The sequence below is a fragment of the Micromonospora sp. NPDC051543 genome (genome assembly GCF_044454415.1).
Classification (GTDB): Bacteria; Actinomycetota; Actinomycetes; order Mycobacteriales; family Micromonosporaceae; genus Micromonospora.
In genome coordinates this window covers 272,914-291,544 of sequence record NZ_JBITDT010000011.1, presented here as the reverse complement: position 1 = coordinate 291,544, position 18,631 = coordinate 272,914, and the positions used below count along the sequence as shown (strand labels likewise).

The window sequence follows — 18,631 nt, the reverse complement described above, 5'->3', positions numbered from 1 at the left end:
GGGGAAGCCACGCCGGGTGACGACTCGCAGGGCCCGGTTGTCTCTTCGCTCGCCTGATCCTCCACGAGAGCACACAGGAGCGGTGAATGTCCGGAGACCTTGTCAACCATGCCTGGCGCGCGTCGCCGCCGGCTCGCAGCGAAGGTGGAGGCGACGCGTCGACAGCAGAACGACATCTCACGAGCGGTGATCCGGGGCGGGCGCTGCGGCACCTCGCCGCCGCCGGTGACCGCAGGGCGGCGCACCTGTGGCTCGCCACCCAGACCGACCTGCTCGCCGCGAACCCCGACGAGGCCGACGGCCCGGTCGCCCAGATCTGGCGCACGGCGCTGCGGCACCACCTCGCCGGGGAACCACACCTGGCGACAGCCCTCCTGGCGACCGCGCCGATCGGCGCGACCGGGCCGCACGCCGTGCAGACGTACTGCCACGCCGCGGTGCACCACCTGCTCGACGACGACATCGAGCGGGCCGGCGCCGACGTCGAGGAGGCGGCCCGCGCCGCCCACGCGTGCGGCGTACCGACCGCCCACCAGGCGTACGCCCGGGTGGTCGTGCTGCTCGCCGCCGCCACCGGCGACCCGATGGCGACCCTCGCGCGGGCGGAGGCGACCGACGGGCTGCGCCGTGTCGACGCCAACCTGTTCCGGCTCATGGTCCACCTGGACCTGGCCGGCCACCTGCTGCGGGCCGGCGACGCCGCCGACGCGCTGCGGCAGGCCGAGGCGGCCGTACGACTGACCGAGGTGGCAGGTGACTCCGCCTACGAGCCGTACGCGCTGACCCTGGCCGCCGTGGCGAAGTGCCAGCTCGGGCGGTTGGAGGAGGCGCTCGCCGACGGCGCCGCAGGTCTTCGCCTGCGGGAGCTGGCGGGCGTCACCGCCGACGAGGCGTTCTCGCTGGCCGCCCTCGGCATGGTGCACCGCCGGCGGCGCGAGCCACGCCAGGCCCGGCAGGCGTTGGAGGGCGCCCTGAGCGCCATGGCCACGTCTCCCGCACACCCCGCCTCGCCGGCCTGGGTGCTCGCCGAGCTGGCGCGGATCCGCGCCGCCGACGACCCGGCCGCCGCGCAGGACCTCGCCGAGCGGGCGGTCACCGTGGCCCGCGAGCTCGAACGGCCGTACGCCCTGCTGGCGCGCGGCTGGGTGGCGCTGCTGCGCGGCGACACCGCCGCCGCCCACTTCGACGCCGCCGAGGCCCGCACCGGGGCCACCGTCGGGCGGCGACGCGCCACGCTCATCGAGGCGCTTCAGCTCACCGTGCTCGCGGCGGACGACCCGCGCGCGTCCGCCGGGCTGCTCGACGACGCGGCGGCGCTCTGCCGGGAGCTGGGCGACCCGGCCGAGGAGGCCACCGTCCGGCTGATCGCCGCACGCCTGCAGGGTCGGCAGGCCCGTCGCGGCGCCGAGGGCGCCGAGCAGAAACTGCGCCGCTGCGGGGTACGCCTCGACCCGGGCGTCGCCGACGGGCTCAGCGCGATCACGCTGCGCGTACCGGCGGTGGTCATCCACACCCTCGGCGACTTCCGGGTGTTCCGGGCCGGCGCCGTCGTCCCGTACGGCGAGTGGCAGTCCAAGAAGGCCCGGGACCTGCTGAAGATCCTCGTCGCGCACCGGGGCCGCGCCGTGCCCCGCGCCCGGCTGATGGAGCTGCTCTGGCCGGACGAGTCACCGTCGCGCACCGCGAACCGGCTGTCGGTGCTGCTGTCCACGCTGCGCCGGGTGCTCAGCACCAGGCGCCGCACCAGCGGTCGGGGGGCGGTGCTGGCCGACCGGGGTTCGGTGGCGATCGACCTCGACGTGATCGACGTGGACGTCGAGACGTTCCTCACCGCGGCCGAGGAGGCACAGGCCGCCCTGCGGGCCGGGCACCCGGACACGTCCCGCGCGCTGGTGCGCGCCGACGAGTTGTACGGCGGGGACTTCCTCTCCGACGACCCGTACGAGGACTGGGCCCAACCGCTGCGGGAGGAGGCGCAGGCCGCCCACACCAGCGTGCTGCGGGCCCTGGCCCAGCACACCCCGGACACCGACCAGAAGCTCGTCTACCTGATGCGGCTGGTGCACCGCGACCCGTACGACGAGGACGCCCATCTGGAGTTGGTGCAGGTGCTGCGCTCGGCCGGACGGCACGGCGAGGCGCAACGCCGCTACCGCACGTACGTCGAGCGGATGCGGGAGTTGGGCATCGCCCCGGCGAGCCCGACGACCGGCGTCGACACCGGGCAGCACGCGGATCCGGCGGCTGCGCCGGAGGCGCGGGTCGCCCGGTGGCGGACCCCCGACGCCCAACCCCCGTGGACGGCGGAGGTGGACGCGGGCCGTCCGGCCGGTGTCCCGGCGCAGCGGACGTCGAGGAGTCTCATCGAGCATCCAGCCTGACCGGCGCTCGTGGGTGACCCGGCGGGCTCACCGCTCCCGCAACGACTCCCGTACGTGTCTGCGGGCGTGGTGGATCCGCGACTTCACCGTCCCGACCGGAATGCCCAGCTGATCGGCGATCTGCGGATATTCCAGCTGGCAGAGATCGCGGAGCACGAGCGCCGTCACGAGCTCCGGCCGGTGCGCCTCCAACCTGTCCAGCGCGTCGAGCACGTCCAGGCGGGTTCCGGCGATGACGCTCGTGGTGCGCGGGTCGGCGACCTCGGCGGGTAGCAGGTCGCTGGGGTGCTCGGCGGCGCGTCGCCGCAACGAGCGGTACGTCTGCCGGGCGGAGTTGGCGACCACCGTGTGCAGCCAGGTCGAGAACAACGACCTGCCCTCGAACCGCTCGATGTGCCTGGCGACCTGAAGGAGCGCGTCCTGGGCCGCCTCCTCGGCGTCCTGCCGGCACGGCAGGAACCGACCACACTGCTCGAGTACCCGCGGCCCGATCGCGGACAGCAGCTGGTCGAGCGCCGCCGCCTCCCCGGCCGCGGCCCGGCGTGCCAGTTCCTCTGTCCCCGCCCCGTCCACTGTCGACGCCCCCCGGTCGTCCGTGTTGTCGCCGCATAATACGGCCGTGTCCATTCCCTCGCAGATCGGCCGGTACCGCGTCGCGCACTCCGTCGGGGCCGGCGCGTTCGCCACCGTGTGGCTGGCGTACGACGACGAACTGCGGTCCCCGGTCGCCGTCAAGGTGCTCGCCGACAACTGGTCACAGCGGGCCGACATCCGGGCCCGCTTCCGCCAGGAGGCCCGGTTCATGCGGCAGGTCGACTCCGACCACCTGGTCCGGGTGCTGGACGTCGGCGAACTGCCGGACGGCCGGCCGTACCTGGTGATGACGTACGCCGACGGCGGTTCGCTCGCCGACCGTCTGGCCGGCGGTCCGCTCCCGGTCCGCGAGGCCCTGCGCATCTCCGTCGACGTCGCCCGCGCGGTGGCGGTCCTGCACGACAACGGTGTGCTGCACCGGGACCTCAAGCCCTCCAATGTCCTCTTCGACACCGCCCGGCCGGAGAGCCGCGTGCTGGTCGCCGATCTGGGGCTGGCGAAGACGCTCGCGCACGCCTCCGGCCTCACACTGGTCGCCGGCACGCCCGGGTACATGGCACCCGAACAGCTCGCGAACGGCGGACTGGACGAACGGGCCGACGTCTACTCGATCGGCGCCCTGACCCACCACATGCTGACCGGAGGCCCGCCTGGGCAGTCCCCGGTGACCGCGCGCCGCGTTCCCTCCGCCGTCGAGCGTGTGGTGCGCCGGGCCCTGCACCGCGATCGGGGCCGTCGATGGCCGACCGCCGACGCGTACGCCTCGGCTCTGGAGGAGGTGCTCGCCACGCCGCCGGTTCCGGCCCGCCCGGCGCTGCGGCGTGTCCTCCGGTCGGTGGCCGCCGTCGGCGTCGCGGCGGTGACGCTGGTCGTGGCGGGATCGACCCCGACTCCGCTCGCACCGCACGGCTGGACGCGGGTGAGTGACGTGACCGGCGCGCTGTCGATCGCCGTACCCGACGGCTGGGCCCGGCAGTTGCGCGACCGCGGCTGGAACCCGGCCGTGGTCGGTCTGACCGCCGGCCGGGCCCCGGGCCTGCTCGTCGGCCCGGATCTCGCCGCCTGGCCCGATGTGGGCAGCGTGACGTCGGGGGTGTTCGCCGGGGCGAGCCCGTCCCTCGCCAGCCGGACGGGAGGGCCGGCTCTGCCGGACCACAGTGGGTGCACACGCGCTGCCGATCGCCCGGTCACGGTCGGCGCGCTGCGCGGAAGCGTCGGGCGTTGGTCGGGATGCCGCGGCACCACGATGTCGTTCAGCGAGGTCACCCTGATGGCGCCCGGGGGTGCCTTCGGCGTCTATGTCCAGGTGAGACAGACCGGTGGGGCCGACCGCACCGACGAGGTCCTCGACACCCTGCGGGTGGACGGGCCGACGATCGCGCAGGGCTAGGCCGTGTGCCGAAGTCCTCGGTCGAGCCGAGGCGAAGTCGCAGGCCGGCCAGGGACTTCGACACACGGCCTAAAACCGCTCCCAGTTGCCGGAGCCGTCGGCCTTGCGCCACCGCCGGGTCTCGCTGCCGCCGTCCGTGCGACGGACGGTGGCCTCCACGGTCTGCCCCACCACCCGGTACGACGTGAAGGTCATGACCTGCGCGCCACCCGCAGCCGGCGCGTCCCCCTGGATGACCGGCCACGCGTACCGCCCTCGACCGTTGTCGGAGAGCTGAACCGGCACCAGCGCCTGCCGCCGTGCGGCACCGGGATTGCCCAGCTCCACCAACACCAGCGCGTCCTCGGTCGACGGCGCGTTCGCCGGCTCCTCGACCACGAACTCGGCGTAGACCGGGCGCGCGCCGCCGGGCAGCATCGTGCAGGGCACGTCGAAGCCGTTCGAGCCGTCGCGGAATCGGACGGTGTCGTCGGACTGCCCGCAGAAGCCCAGGTTGCTGATCGTGGCGTTGGGCCAGTCGGTCTGCCGGATCGCGCTGGACTGGGCGCTCGACCCACTCGGCCCCGAGGTACGGGTGGCAGACGCGGTCGGCCCGGCGGTGCGGCTGGCGGACCCGCTCGGCCGCGGGCTGCCGGTCGCGGCAGCACTCGACGCCGAGGGCGCTGCGGTGCTCGCGCTCGCCCGGGGTGAGCCGGCGGGTGCCGCGTCGCCGTCGAGCCGTTCCGTCTCCGGCGCGCAGCCGGTGGCCATGGTCAGGCTCAGTGCCATCGAGGTGAGCGTCGCGTAGCGCATGGGGGTCCCTTCTCCGTGATTTTCACCTGTCACGAAGTTGGATGCCCCGATCCGGGTAACGGTTCACGGATCGGGGCGACCCGAGATCAGTGGCGGGGCTGGTAGCTCTTCGGCAGGCGCATGCCGCGCTCGGCCATGATCGCCCGCACCCGGTTGGGATAGTTGGTGATGATCCCGTCGACACCCATGTCCATCAGCGCGGACACGGTCGCCGGGTCGTCGCAGGTCCACGGGATGACCTTCAGGCCACGGGCGTGGGCTTCGGCGACCATGGTGGCGTCGGGATAGAAGCGGAAGTTCGCGTCGCCGATGGTGCCGTTCTGCGGGAAACCGTAGTTCGGCGACAGAGCGGTGATGCCGGGGATGGCGGCGGCCGCCCTGACGAAGTCACCGTCGTAGTCGTCGGCGTCGATCCCACCGAGCCAGGGGGACGCGCCGGGCTGGCCGACCTGGAGGAAGTCGTAGTTCGTCAGGGCCACCAGCGGCCACTTCGGCGCGAGCCGGTGCATCTGGCGGAGCGCGCCCCAGTCGAACGACTGGATGGTGACCTGCTTCTCGATGCCGGAGGCGTGGATCTCCTCGAAGACGCGCCGGACGAACAGCTCGCGAGGCGCGGTCTGCTCGGGCGCTCCGGCCTCGACCTTCGTCTCGATGTTGAGGGTGACCTGCTTCGCCTGGTAGCTCTTGACGAGGTCGAGGACGTCCTTCAACTCGACCATGCGCAAGCCCTTGACCTGTTCCTGCTCGGGAAAGCCCGGGAGCTGCTGGTAGCCGCAGTCCATGGTCTTGACCTGGGCGAGGGTGAGGTCCTTGAGGTACTTACCGACGTACGGGTACATCGGGTCACCGGCGGTGACCGGCGCGGTGTCGGCGCACTTCTGCGCGCTGACCTGGCGGTCGTGGTTGACGACGACCTTCTGGTCCTTGGTGATCTGGGTGTCCATCTCCAAGGTGGTGACACCGAGGCGCAGGGCCTTGGCGAAGCCCTCCAGCGACTCCTCGGTGGTCATGCCGATGCCACCGCGGTGCGCCTGGAGGTCGAAGTGGGTCTTCTGCGGGAGCAGCGCATGGGCACTGTCGACGGTCGACGCGTGCGCGGCCACCGGAACGGCGAGCGCGGGCAGGACCACGAGGCCCGCCAGAATGTGACGCAGGGACATGGTGCGAGAACCTCAGCTCTTCAGGTGCAGATGCCCTGGCCACGCTAGGTGGGAGTCGGTCGGCCCCGATGACCTCGCCGCGAGCGGAACGTGAACGCTCGCCGAACCTCAGAAGCGCCTGCCGTCCGCCGACGGTCACCATGTCGATGCGGTGACCGTCGGCGAACGCCCTGCGGCTAACCGCCGAGGGTGACGTGCAGGACGCGCTCGTTGCTGTTGTTCGGGATGCTGTCCTTGTCACCGGTGGTCGTGGTCGTGAGCCACAACCCGCCGTCGGGCGCCGGCTCGACCGTGCGCAGCCGGCCGTAGGTGCCGCTGAAGTACGTCTGCACGTTCGTCAGGCTGCTGCCGCTGATCACGGCCCGGTACATCCGCGCGCCGCGAGCGCAGGCGACGTAGAGGGCGTCGCGCACGATCGTGATGCCGGAGCAGGAGCCCTCGGCGGTCGGGTAGGTGCGCGCCGGCGCGATGTAGCCGGCAGTGCCGCAGGTGCCGCTGGTGCCTTCGCAGGCCGGCCAGCCGTAGTTTCCGCCCTTGGTGATCAGGTTCGTCTCGTCCATGATCGAGTTGCCGAACTCCTGCTCCCACAGTCGGCCCTGCGAGTCGAACGCGAGCCCCTGCGGGTTGCGGTGCCCGTAGCTCCACACGTAGTTGCCGAACGGGTTGTCACTCGGGACGCCGCCGTCCGGGTTGAGTCGCAGGATCTTGCCCTCCAGAGCGGCACGATCCTGGGCGTACGCGCCGTTCTGCGCGTCGCCCGTGCTCGCGTACAGCTTCCCGTCCGGGCCGAACCGCAACCGACCACCGTTGTGGTACTTGTTGCGCCGGATCCCGGTGAGCAGGACCTGTTCGCCGGCCGTGGTGAGCCGACCGTTCTCCAGCTTGATCCGCACGATCCGGTTGTCCGTCGGCGAGGTGTGCATGATGTAGAGCCACCGGTCGCTGGCGAAGCTCGACGAGATCGCGAGGCCCATCAGGCCACCCTCACCGTCGGTGCTCTGCACGTTCGGCACGGTGCCGACATTGGTCTTCGCCCCCGTGGCGGGGTTGAGCTGGATGATGTCGTGCGCGTCGCGGCGGTTGTAGAGGACGGTCCCGTCCGGCAGCGTCACCAGCCCCCACGGGACGTCGGTGTCGGTGGTGACCTGGCGGACCGTGCACACCGGGTTGGCGCAGCTGGCACCGGTGCTCACCGCGACGGAGGCGCTGCGCGAAGAGACGTTGTCCTGCCCGTCGCGGGCGGCCACCTGGTACTGGTAGGTGGTGCTCGCCGCCAGGCCGCTGTCGGTGAAGGTGGTCACCGGCGGAGCGCCCGTCACGGCGCCGATCTTCACGCCACCCCGGTAGATGTCGTACGCCCGGACCCCGACGTTGTCGCTGGAAGCGGTCCAGCGCAGTGTGACGGTGGTGCCCGAGGCGCTGCCCGTGAGTTGCGTCGGCGTGCTCGGCGGCACGGTGTCGGCCTGGCACTGCGGCGGGGTGATCGTCACGGTGGAGCTGGCCTGCGACACGTTGCCGGCGGCGTCCCGCGCGTTGACGTAGAGGCCCCAGGTCGCGCCGGGCACGACGGTGAGGTTGGCGGACAGGGTGCTTCCGCTCACCGACGTCATCTGCTGGCCGTCGTGGTAGATGTCGTAGTACGCCACCGCCACGTTGTCCGTCGAGGCGTTCCAGGCGAACGTCACCGAGTTGCAGGTCAGAGCGCTGACCCGGGCGTTGCCGGGCGGCGTGGGTGGCTGACTGTCGGCGCTGCCGAACGACGACGTCCACCGCTGGTTGGCCTGTCCGTTGCAGGTCCAGAGGCCGACCGTCGTGCTGTTGGCGGTGCCGCCACCCGTCACGTCCAGACAGAGTCCCGACTGGACGCCGACGATGGTCCCGTTGCTGTTGATCTGCCAGCGCTGGTTCGCCCCACCGGTGCAGCCGTAGATCTGGACGGCGGCCGGCGCGCTGGTGTCCTGACCGACGACGTCCAGGCACATCGTCGCGTCGTACACCCGCAACTCGCCGGCCGCGGTGAGCGTCCACGCCTGGTTGGCCTGTCCGCCGCAGTCATAGATATTGATCCCGGTGCCGGCGGTCCGGCCGCCGCCCACCACGTCCAGGCATCGGCCGGACGCCGCGCCGACGATCGTCGAGGGGCCGGCCGCCGACGCCGGCACGCCGAGCGTCACGGCCACCAGCACTGCCACGGTGATCGGCGGCAGGAGCCGTCGTGGTCTGAGTCGCGCGAAAATGCTCATCCGTCCTCCAAGGTCGGGGCGTCGGCCGGCCCGACCCCACGTCGGGCGACCCAACGCGCCCGACCAGACCGACGAGAAGACAACATCGACCATCCAAGATGGAATTCCGGCACATGTCAACGATCTCGATCGATCGAGGACAAACCACGTCAACAAAGCCAGCTCTCCACGGATCGGCCTCGATGCGGCGTAATGGTGTAGCGACACAGCGTGGCGGGGACTACGCGGCGGCGCGGCGTGGTGGGCCTGCGCCGGGCGGTGCGGTGTGGTGGGCCGGCATGGCGGCGCGGCGTGGCGCGGCGGCCCAGCAACCGCCGCGCCACCAGCGCCTTGTCGGCGCCGAGCCGGACCGCCCGGTCCGCCGCTCCGGGCGGCCCCGCAGCGCAGCCTCTCCCCGACCGGGCGGGCCTCCCGGCGGATGGATCGCTGCGCGCACCGACGTCGTGCGACGCGATGGCGTCGGCCGACCCGCCCCGCCATCGGCGGCCGGCGTTTCGGGTCGCCGTGGACGACCCTGATCGACGCTCATCGAGGTCCGTCGGTGGCGAAAGTATTGGTACGGCGGAACTGCGATGTCAACGTTTCTCGGAAACTTTGCGAAAGGTCAGACGGCACAGGCACGCCAACCAATAGTCGTCTTCGCTGGCCCCGACACTGGCCAGGAGATTGAACTCGCAACCGACGTTGAAGGACCTCGCCAGGCGATCGGATTAATGCCGATAGTTCCGATGAATTTCCGGATCATCGAGACCGACGCTCGACCTTCGGTGGCCGACACGCGTACGGTCCGCGCGTCGTCGCAGGTGGATCGCCACTGCTCCGCACCCAGATGACCACGCTGTGACGACCCCGCAGCACTCTCGGAGGACTTCCGGAACTTATTGACGGCCTCGAATTTACGCTGCAATACTCCGATCCACCGTGATCGATGCACCCGGTGTCCGCGAGGTCGCCTCGATCTCCCCACCCACCACCCACCACGTCCGGACCGTGCTCTCCTTCCACACCGGGACGGGACCGGGCCGGTAGAAGGGGCACAGATGAGCACTGTCTCCGCTGGCACGCTCGTACGGTCCAGGCCACTACGGGCGGCGCTGTCCATCCTCGTCACCGCCGCCGCCGCATGCGCCGTCGTCGCGGCCACCGCCACCCCGTCGAACGCCGCCACCTGCAACGGCTACGTCGGTCTCACCTTCGACGACGGCCCGACCGGCAGCACCAGCGCTCTGCTGAACGTGCTGCGCAACAACGGCGTACGGGCCACCATGTTCAACGTCGGGCAGAACGTGCAGAACAACCGGTCGGCGGCGCAGGCGCAGGTGTCCGCCGGCATGTGGGTCGGTAACCACAGCTGGAACCACGCCCACATGACGTCGATGAGTCAGTCCCAGATGCAGTCCGACCTGTCCCAGACGAGTTCAGCCATCCAGTCGGCGACCGGCGTCCGACCCCAGTTGTTCCGGCCTCCGTACGGGGAGACCAACTCCACCCTGCAGTCGGTCGCCTCCTCGCTCGGGATGCGGCAGGTGATCTGGGACGTCGACTCCCAGGACTGGAATGGCGCCAGCGTCAGTCAGATCGTGTCGAACGCCAGTCGCCTCCAGGCTGGCCAGGTCATCCTCATGCACGACGGCATCCAGAACACCCGGGACGCCATCGGGCAGATCATGGCCAACCTGACCAGCCGCAACCTCTGCCCGGGCATGATCTCGCCGTCCACCGGCCGGGCGGTCGCGCCCGACGGGGCCACCCCGCCGCCGAGCGGCACCACGCCGCCCCCCAGCGCGACGACCCCACCGCCCAGCGGCGGATCCTGCACCGCCACCGCGTCGACCCCCAACGTGTGGGGCGACCGCTACAACACCTCGGTGACGGTCAGCGGCAGCAACACCTGGACCGTGGTCGTGGCCCTCACCTCCCCGCAGCGGGTCTCCAGCGTCTGGAACGGCAACGCCAGCTGGGACAGCAGCGGCACGGTGATGACCGTCCGGTCCAACGGCAGCGGCAACACCTTCGGCTTCACCACGATGTTCAACGGCAACAGCAGCGCCCGGCCACAGATCCGCTCCTGTAGCGCCGGCTGACACCCCGGACGAGTCCCGCGTGGCGGCCACGGCAACGCCACGCGGGACACGTCACCTTGTGCGGGTTTGTCGGCGACAGGGTAGGGTGAGTTCCGGGTCAAGACAGGTGCCCTCCAGTGGTCGACCGCGCGACGACACGAGTCGCGGACGGCGAACCAACCCTTTGACGGGTGGAGGTGTCATGTGATCGGTCAGCGTCCCCCGCTTCGGTCCGAGCCGTACGAGTTCCCCTCTCCGCAGTGGATCGAACCTCGCCCGCCCCTGATGTCCCTGGTGCTGCGGGACGACGGTCCGACCTTGTCGATCGCGGTGAGCGGCGAGATCGACATGAGTAACGCCCACCTGCTCACCGAACTGGTGGGTTCACTCTGCGCCATTCCCGCGCCGATGATCGCGCTGGACCTGTCCGAGGTCCGCTTCTGTGGCGCCCGCGGCGTGAGCGCCCTGCTGCGAGCCCGTGAGCTGGTCGTATCGGCCGGAGGTCGGCTGACGCTGCGCGATCCCTCTCCGTTCGTGCTACGCGTCCTCGCCGCCTGCCGGGTGCTGCCGCATCTGGGGCTCGACGGCCCGACGTCCCCGGCCACTCCCCCACTGACCTCCCTGGTTCCGCCACCGGCACGCCCCGGACGCCTCAGGTGCGAGTGCGGCCCGGCCCAGGCGACCTGAGCTCCGAGGTCGCCCGGCGGCATAGCGGGGACGTCGGTGTGTCTCACTCCCGGCGGACCGCCTTCGCGACAAGGCCCTCCGCGACCTCGCGGACCTTGAGGTTGCTGTCCTGCGAGACCTTCGACAGCAGCGCGAACGCCTCCTCCGGCGAGCATCGTCGCTCTCCCATGACGATTCCCTTGGCCTGCTCGATCACCGCGCGGCTGCGCATCGCCTGCCGCATCTGCTCGGCCAGTGTGGTCGCGTTGTCGTACAGGTGCGCGTTGGCGATCGCCACCGCCGCGTACGACGCGAAGCGCTCCGCGACGACGATCGCGGCCGGATCGAAGGCGTTCGCCGTACCGCCGTAGACGTTGAGCGCACCCACCACCGACGCCTGGATCGGCAGCCCGATGGACAGGGAGCTTCGCACGCCGGCAGCGTGGGCCCGGGTGGCCCACGCCGGCCACAGCTGGTCGTCGGCCAGGTCGGGCAGGGAGAGGGTGTCGCCGCTGGCGGAGGCATCCAGGCAGGGGCCCCGGCCCAACTCGTACTGCCAGTCGTCGAGGTCACGGGCCAGTTCCGAGGTGAACGCGGCCGTCCAGGCGGTGCCGCCGCGCAGCAGGGTCACCGACACCTCCCGGGCCGGGGCGACGGCTTGGCGGGCGAGGTCGGCGACCCGGCCCAGCATGTCGTCGAGGCTGGTCTCGTCGAGTCTGATCCGGCCCAGCTCAGCCAGCGTGTCGGAGGCATCCATGGCAGTCCCCTACCCGGCGTGTCAGCAGCTCACACCCCGACTCACGGTGGGCGACGACGGTCAGTCAGCGACGACGAGGGCCTGCGGCGCGGCCCGCTTCATCCTGGTAGGCAGCCACTCGAGCTGGATCGCGCCCGCACCGGCGCCCGGGCCGCACCAGAGGAGAGCTCCACAACGAGGCGAAAGAAGATTGGCTCCTCTTGAAAACGCCGCGACCCCGATCCGATCCGGAAGTGGCGGGAACCACACCGGCCGATGTCGCGACTACCAGACATGTCACTGACCGAGCTGTCCGGCACGCCGACGCCGGAGGAGTCCACCCCGGCGGAACTCCCGACCCAGCCGACCCGGCGCACCTCGCCGTTCGGCGCGCTGCTGGTCCGGCTGCACTTCTACGCCGGCATCCTCGTCGCGCCGTTCCTCGTGGTCGCCGCGCTGACCGGGCTCGCCTACACGGTCGCGCCGCAACTGGACGGCGCGCTCTACGGCGACCAGTTGACCGTGGCCGCGCGCGGTGACCGTCCACTCCCCCTCGCCGACCAGATCGCCGCCGCCCGCGCCGCGCACCCCACCGGCACCATCGCCACCGTCCAGCCCGGGGACGGCGACCGGACCACCCGGGTGGCGTTCTCCCTGCCCGAACTCGGCGAGAAGGTGCACACCGTCTACGTCGACCCGTACACCGCCGAGGTCCGAGGTCAGCTCACCACCTGGTTCGGCTCCACGCCGGCCACCACCTGGCTGGACGACCTGCACCGCAACCTGCACCTCGGCGTGGTGGGCCGGCACTACTCGGAGCTGGCGGCGAGTTGGCTCTGGGTGCTGGCCCTCGGCGGCCTGCTCCTGTGGTGGCGACGACGCGGGGCCTCCCGGTCCGCCGCCCGGCACCTGTTCGTGCCGAACCTGTCCACCGGCAGGGGTGTCCGCCGTACCCGGGGATGGCACGCCACGACCGGCGTCTGGCTGGTCGTCGGTCTGCTGTTCCTCTCGGTGACCGGCCTGACCTGGTCCCGCTACGCCGGGGCCAACTTCGGCTCCGGCCTCGACGCCCTCGACGCGCGCTCCCCGGAGATCTCCACCAGCCTCACCGCCGTTCCCGCCGAGAGCGGCGGCGGCCACCACCACGGGGACGCCCCGGCGCAAGGGGTCGTCGACCCGGCGGCCTTCGACCGGGTCCTGGCGGCTGCTCGTACGGCCGACCTCTCCGGTCCGGTCGAGATGACCCCGGCAGAGCCGGGCACCGCGTGGACCGTCACGCAGATCGACAACACGTGGCCGGTCGCGAAGGACCGGGTCGCCGTCGACCCCACCAGCGCGACGATCACCGCCCGCAGCGACTTCGCCGACTGGCCTCTCCTGGCGAAACTGAGCGGCCTCGGCACCCAGGCCCACATGGGTGTCCTCTTCGGCCCGGTCAACCAGATCCTGCTCGCCGCGCTCGCCCTCGGGCTGCTCTGCGTCGTCGTCTGGGGCTACCGCATGTGGTGGCAGCGCCGGCCGACCCGCGCCGACCGTCGCGCGCTCGTCGGCGCACCGCCGGCCCGTGGAGGCGTACGTCGGCTGCCCCGGTGGGCGGTGCTGCTCGGCGCGGCGGTGACCGTGGCGGTGGGTTGGGCCCTACCGCTGTTCGGCCTCAGCCTGCTCGCCTTCGGAGCCGTCGACGTCGTCGCGGGCGTGGTGTCCCGGCGTCGGCGTCCCGGCACCATGCCCGTCTCCCCGGCGCCGGCCGGGAGCTGACCCGTCGGACCCGAGCGCGTCGGTGTCGCGCGAAGCACATGATCGGTCCGGCGATTTGTCCGGTTCAGCCACTCGAACCGTCAATTTGGTGGAACGATGACTGTCGTGGGAACTGCCAATACCGCCATGCCTGCCATCTCGCCCCTCGCCGGTGAGCCGATCAAGCGCGCCGACGCCGAACGGCTTGCGGGGGTGCTGAAGGCGTTCGCCGATCCGGCCCGACTGCGCCTGCTCAGCCTGATCCAGGCCGCCCCGGACGGCGAGGCCTCGGTCACCGACCTCACCGCGCCGCTCAACCTCTCTCAGCCGACCGTGAGCCATCACCTGCGGATCCTCACCGAGGCCGGGCTCATCGAGCGGGAGAAGCGTGGGGTCTGGGCCTACTACCGCATCGTGCCCTCGGCGATCGCGGCGATAGCCGACCTGCTGACCCCGCCCCGCAAGAGGCCGACCAAAAAGACCCGCTGAGCGGTCGCCTCGTCGGCGACGGTGACGCCGGTCGTCAGCGAACGCGGGCGACCGCGCCGTTGAACGACACGTCCTGCACGGACGGACGTGGCTGCGGCGCGTCGTCGGCGTGCCAGCGCGCCACCGAGACGATGCCCGGCTCGACGAGTTCCAGCCCGTCCAACAGGGCCGCGAACTGCTCGGTGCTGCGCGCCTGGAAGCGGCCGTCGCGGTTGTTGGCGGCCAGCCCGGCGGTGACCGCGGGTGGCAGATGTTCCCAGGTCACGTGCGAGGCGACCACGTAGCTGCCGGACGGCAGCGCGGCGACGAGCCGGTCGAGGATGCCCTTGGGGTCCTCGTCGTCGCGGACGAAGTGCAGGATGGCCACCAGCATCAACGCGACGGGCTGGGTCAGGTCCAACGTCGCGCGCAGGTCGGGATGGGCGAGGATCTCGGCCGGCGCGCGCAGGTCGGCGTCGAGGTACGTCGTCCGCCCCTCGGGCGTGCTGGACAACAGCGCGCGGGCGTGCGCGAGGACGATCGGGTCGTTGTCGACGTAGACGACACGGGCCGACGGGTCGACGGCCTGCGCGACCTCGTGGGTGTTGTCGGCGGTCGGGATGCCGGTCCCGATGTCCAGGAACTGCCGGACCCCGCGCTGGGCCAGGAAGCGCACCGCGCGTTGCAGGAACATCCGGTTCTCGATCGCGGCGAGCCGGATGGTGGGCATCGCCGCCGCGAGGGCGTCACCGGACGCCCGGTCGGCGGCGAAGTTGTCCTTGCCGCCCAGCAGGTAGTTGTACCTACGCGCCGGGTGCGCGACCGAGGTGTCGATCCGGTCGGTGGCCGCCGGGTGCGCGACCGAGGTGTCGATCCGGTCGGTGGCCGCCGGGTGCGCGACCGAGGTGTCGATCCGGTCGGTGGCCGCCGGGTGTCCGCCGTGCGACGTCATCCGACCTCCCCCTCGCCGCGCATCCTCCACAAGGTACACACGTCGACGGCGGGGCGGGTGCCCGCCGACGCCGCGCTCAGGAGACGCAGCCCTCGCCCGCCTCGGCCGGCTCGACGCCGCGTACGCCGGCGAGGATGTCGGCGGCGGTGTGCGCCCGGATGCCGGACTGCGCCTCCTCGGCGAACCGGGCGACGACCGCTCGGACGTGCCGCTCGGCAGGCGCGGCGAGGCCGTCGTAGATGGCCTCGAAGAGTTCCCGCGCCGGCCGCCGGAGCCATCCGGCCGGCAGGAGGTCCAGGGGCAGCCGCGGGTCGAGGGTCGGAAAGCGGCGGAAGGTGTCCATGACCTCGGTACGCGTGCGCACGGCCGCCGCGCCGTCGACGCGCTCCGACCGCGCCTGCGGCACCAGGGGCGTCCACCGCCGGAGGAACTCCTCGTAGTGCCGGCCGATCGCCTGGATGTCCCAGGCGTCGATCGGAGAGCGCTGGGCGATGGCGTCGAGGTCGGCCTGCCGTCCACGGAACACCGTGACGGCGCCCCGGGTGAACCGGGCGATCTGGGCCCTGCCCGGTGCGCTCAGCTCGTACGGCGAGATCCACAGCCCGTCGTACAGGGGCGCGTACCCGAGCCAGCGGAGCTGGCCGCGCAGGGCCCGCCGCTGCGCGCCACGATCCTGGGGCAGGGAGAAGGCGACGATGGTCCAGCAGCCGTCCCACGCGACCACCTCGGTGGTCGCGGCCAGGATCCAACTCCCGCCGCTGGACAGGTTCGCGGCGGCGGCCCGGCTGAGCCGGTAGGCGCTGCGTCGACCCTCCCGGCTGCCCTCCAGCACGCCGCGCCGGGCCAACCGGCTGATCGCGGCACGCGCGCCGGCCGTACTCACGCCGGACTCGGCGAGCAGCGCGACGAGGGCCGCGGACGGGACCCGCGCACGGGTCCGCAGCGTGTAGTCGGCTAGCAGGGTCACCGCGAGGTCCTGCGGGGAACTGCCGGCCTGCCGCCGGGGCAGTCGCGGCGGCTCGTCCCCGTCGTCGGGATAGATCTCCTCGATCGGGAAGGGGTTTGCCACAGGCGCTCCCGGCTCGGCTCAGGGACGGTGCACCGACTGTAGACGGACCGCGCGGGCGGCGGCGTCGACACCAACGCCTTCCGATCGAGATGCATCGATTGACACTTCGGCGACCGCGAGGAACACTATCTGCTACGCGACGCCGTACGCAGCCGGGCACAGGGCGAGCACACGTAGTGGGCGAGGCGCGATCACCACGGGAGTCGGGCGCACCCGTGACCGCACAGCGCGCGACCCCACACCCACCCCGCACAGGTGATCGAAGGAGCCATCCCCGTGAAAATCCGAAGGAAACTGCTGCTCGGCCTGGTCACGTCACTGGTGGCGGCCGGCCTGGTGGCCCCCGCGCTCCAACCCGCGTACGCCGCCTCCCTCACCGAGGTGACCACGTTCGGCGACAACCCGGGCCGGATGCGCATGCACGTCTACGTGCCGGACACCCGCCCGACCAGGCCGGCGATCGTCGTGGCCATGCACGGCTGCGGCGGGTCCGGTCCCGGCTTCTACTCCGGCAGCGAGTTCGCCGCCCAGGCCGACCGGTACGGGTTCATCGTGATCTACCCATCGGCGACCCAGCAGGCCGGCTTCGGCAACTGCTTCGACACCTGGTCGGACGCCGCCAAGCGCCGTGGCGGTGGCAGCGACCCCGTGTCGATCATCTCGATGATCCGCTACGCGCAGCAGCAGTACGGCGGTGACCCCGACCGGGTGTACGCCACCGGCAGCTCGTCCGGCGGCATGATGACCAACCACATGCTGGCCCTCTACCCCGACGTCTTCAAGGCCGGCGCGGCGTTCATGGGTGTCCCCTACAACTGCTTCGCCAACGCGGCCGACTACCCGCCGGGCAGCAGCCAGTGCACCGGCGGGAACATGAACCGGACCCCGCAGCAGTGGGGTGACGCGGTGCGCGGGGCGTACCCCGGCTACACCGGTCCCCGTCCACGGGTGCAGTTGTGGCACGGCACCAGCGACACGCTCGTTCCGTTCTCGCTGTTGCAGGAGACGATCGAGCAGTGGACCAACGTGTTCGGGCTCAGCCAGACACCCACCTCCACCGACACGCCGCAGACCAACTGGAACCGCCGCCGGTACGCCGACGCCAGCGGGACCGTCCAGGTCGAGGCGTACAGCATCCAGGGCGCGGGGCACAGCCTGCCGGCCGGTGGCATGGCCGCTGCCGCCGTTGCGTTCTTCGGCCTGACCGCCCCGCCGAACCCGACCACCCCGCCGCCCAACCCCACCACGCCGCCGCCCAACCCGACCACGCCGCCGCCGAACCCCACGACGCCGCCGCCCAACCCGACGACCCCGCCGCCGAACCCGACGACGCCGCCGCCGAGTTCGGGCGCGTGCCGGGTGGGCGTCGCGATCAACGCCTGGAACAACGGGCTGACCGAGAACATCACCATCACCAACACCGGAACCAGCGCTGTCAACGGCTGGTCGCTCGTCTTCACCCTGCCCGGCGGTCAGAGCATCACCTCGGGCTGGAACGCGACCTACTCGCCCACGTCCGGCCAGGTGACGGCCCGCAACGCCGCCTACAACGCCAGCATCCCGCCGAGCGGATCGGTGACCATCGGCTTCCAGGCCACGCACACCGGCAACACCGCCCGGCCAGGTGCGTTCACCCTCAACGGCGCGACCTGCGCGATCGCCTGACCGACAGCGATCCGTTCCGACGAGATCGGGCCGGCCCCGTCGCCCACGGCGACGGGGCCGGTTCGACTCAGTTCCCGGCGGGGACCTGGTCGACGACCTCGTCGTAGCCGACCGCGCCGGGCGCCGCCGTCGGCGCGTAGATCACGCGGAGCACGCCCGTCGGGAACACCTCGGTCGCGCTGACCCGCAGGTGGTACGGCGTGTCGCCGTCGTCGAAGAGCCGGCGCCCCTTGCGGGCCGCCACCGGGTGCACCAGCAGACGCAGCTCGTCGACCAGCCTGGCGGCGAGGAGCTGCTGGACGACCGAGATCGACCCGGGGATGAGGATGCCCTTGATCCCGGGGTCGGCCTTGAGCGCCGCGACGGCCTCGGCGAGGTCGCCGGCGACGAGCTCCGAGTTGCGCCAGGAGAAGTCCAACGGCTGGCGGGAGACGACGACCTTACGGACGTCGCCGAGCTGCTTGGCGAACCCGGCGTCCTCGCCACCGGCGGCCTCCCGGTCGGGCCAGGCCCCGGCGAAGCTGTCGTAGGTCACCCGGCCGATCAGCAGCACGTCGGACGTGTCGTAGTCCTCGGTGACCGCGCGGCCCATGTTCTCGTCGAAGTACGGGAAGTGCCAGTCCGGGTCGATCTCGGCCACGCCGTCGGCCGAGATGAACAGCGTGGAGATGACCTTCGCCATCGCGGTGCTCCTTCACGTGTGGTGCTGTCGGGC

General features: G+C 71.8%; 15 protein-coding genes. 7 read left to right on the top strand and 8 right to left on the bottom strand.

Going from position 1 to position 18,631, the window contains the following annotated elements; translation table 11 throughout:
* Nucleotides 1-86 precede the first annotated feature (86 nt).
* Nucleotides 87-2,381, top strand: coding sequence for a BTAD domain-containing putative transcriptional regulator (locus ACIA3K_RS21775; RefSeq protein WP_396803263.1), 2,295 nt, complete (start codon nt 87-89; stop codon nt 2,379-2,381).
* Between the two features lie 27 nt (nt 2,382-2,408).
* Here the strand turns inward: ACIA3K_RS21775 and ACIA3K_RS21770 are convergent, their stop codons facing one another.
* Nucleotides 2,409-2,954 (bottom strand): RNA polymerase sigma factor, encoded by a 546-nt coding sequence (locus ACIA3K_RS21770; RefSeq protein ID WP_396803262.1) that lies wholly within the window; start codon nt 2,952-2,954, stop codon nt 2,409-2,411.
* A gap of 46 nt (nt 2,955-3,000) precedes the next feature.
* Between ACIA3K_RS21770 and ACIA3K_RS21765 the strand changes: the two genes are divergently transcribed.
* A complete protein-coding gene (locus ACIA3K_RS21765; protein ID WP_396803261.1) occupies nt 3,001-4,365 on the top strand; it encodes a serine/threonine-protein kinase in 1,365 nt (454 codons plus the stop codon).
* Between the two features lie 69 nt (nt 4,366-4,434).
* On the opposite strand, the gene ACIA3K_RS21760 is transcribed toward ACIA3K_RS21765, so the two are convergent.
* From ACIA3K_RS21760 to ACIA3K_RS21750, 3 genes are all read right to left on the bottom strand, one after another.
* Complete coding sequence (locus ACIA3K_RS21760; protein ID WP_396803260.1) at nt 4,435-5,157, bottom strand: hypothetical protein; 723 nt, start codon at nt 5,155-5,157, stop codon at nt 4,435-4,437.
* An 86-nt stretch (nt 5,158-5,243) separates the two neighbouring features.
* A complete protein-coding gene (locus ACIA3K_RS21755; RefSeq protein WP_396803258.1) occupies nt 5,244-6,317 on the bottom strand; it encodes a glycerophosphodiester phosphodiesterase family protein in 1,074 nt (357 codons plus the stop codon).
* A gap of 176 nt (nt 6,318-6,493) precedes the next feature.
* Nucleotides 6,494-8,560: a PQQ-dependent sugar dehydrogenase gene (locus ACIA3K_RS21750; RefSeq protein WP_396803257.1), complete on the bottom strand. Its 2,067-nt coding sequence runs from the start codon at nt 8,558-8,560 to the stop codon at nt 6,494-6,496.
* A 1,040-nt stretch (nt 8,561-9,600) separates the two neighbouring features.
* Between ACIA3K_RS21750 and ACIA3K_RS21745 the strand changes: the two genes are divergently transcribed.
* On the top strand, nt 9,601-10,644 hold the full coding sequence (locus tag ACIA3K_RS21745; RefSeq protein ID WP_396803256.1) for a polysaccharide deacetylase family protein: 1,044 nt from the start codon (nt 9,601-9,603) through the stop codon (nt 10,642-10,644).
* Between the two features lie 264 nt (nt 10,645-10,908).
* Nucleotides 10,909-11,310: an STAS domain-containing protein gene (locus tag ACIA3K_RS21740; protein WP_396803254.1), complete on the top strand. Its 402-nt coding sequence runs from the start codon at nt 10,909-10,911 to the stop codon at nt 11,308-11,310.
* A gap of 43 nt (nt 11,311-11,353) precedes the next feature.
* Here the strand turns inward: ACIA3K_RS21740 and ACIA3K_RS21735 are convergent, their stop codons facing one another.
* Entirely contained in the window at nt 11,354-12,046 is a 693-nt protein-coding gene (locus tag ACIA3K_RS21735; RefSeq protein ID WP_396803253.1) for a GAF and ANTAR domain-containing protein, read from the bottom strand.
* Nucleotides 12,047-12,319: 273 nt separating this feature from the next.
* Between ACIA3K_RS21735 and ACIA3K_RS21730 the strand changes: the two genes are divergently transcribed.
* Together ACIA3K_RS21730 and ACIA3K_RS21725 are read left to right on the top strand one after the other, a co-directional pair.
* Nucleotides 12,320-13,783 carry a PepSY-associated TM helix domain-containing protein gene (locus ACIA3K_RS21730; protein ID WP_396803251.1) on the top strand — a complete coding sequence of 488 codons (1,464 nt, stop codon included), beginning with the start codon at nt 12,320-12,322 and terminating at the stop codon, nt 13,781-13,783.
* A 96-nt stretch (nt 13,784-13,879) separates the two neighbouring features.
* The gene (locus ACIA3K_RS21725) at nt 13,880-14,251 is read left to right on the top strand and encodes an ArsR/SmtB family transcription factor (protein WP_396803249.1); all 372 of its coding nucleotides are present in this window, start codon (nt 13,880-13,882) and stop codon (nt 14,249-14,251) included.
* 34 nt (nt 14,252-14,285) lie between these two features.
* Here ACIA3K_RS21725 and ACIA3K_RS21720 read toward each other — a convergent pair whose 3' ends face one another.
* Both ACIA3K_RS21720 and ACIA3K_RS21715 read right to left on the bottom strand, forming a co-directional pair.
* On the bottom strand, nt 14,286-15,182 hold the full coding sequence (locus tag ACIA3K_RS21720) for an SAM-dependent methyltransferase (RefSeq protein ID WP_396803248.1): 897 nt from the start codon (nt 15,180-15,182) through the stop codon (nt 14,286-14,288).
* Nucleotides 15,183-15,258: 76 nt separating this feature from the next.
* Entirely contained in the window at nt 15,259-16,251 is a 993-nt protein-coding gene (locus ACIA3K_RS21715; RefSeq protein ID WP_396803247.1) for a PaaX family transcriptional regulator C-terminal domain-containing protein, read from the bottom strand.
* Nucleotides 16,252-16,527: 276 nt separating this feature from the next.
* Between ACIA3K_RS21715 and ACIA3K_RS21710 the strand changes: the two genes are divergently transcribed.
* A complete protein-coding gene (locus ACIA3K_RS21710) occupies nt 16,528-17,916 on the top strand; it encodes a PHB depolymerase family esterase (protein ID WP_396803246.1) in 1,389 nt (462 codons plus the stop codon).
* A 67-nt stretch (nt 17,917-17,983) separates the two neighbouring features.
* On the opposite strand, the gene ACIA3K_RS21705 is transcribed toward ACIA3K_RS21710, so the two are convergent.
* Entirely contained in the window at nt 17,984-18,598 is a 615-nt protein-coding gene (locus tag ACIA3K_RS21705) for a dihydrofolate reductase family protein (protein ID WP_396803245.1), read from the bottom strand.
* Between the last annotated feature and the right edge of the window lie 33 nt (nt 18,599-18,631).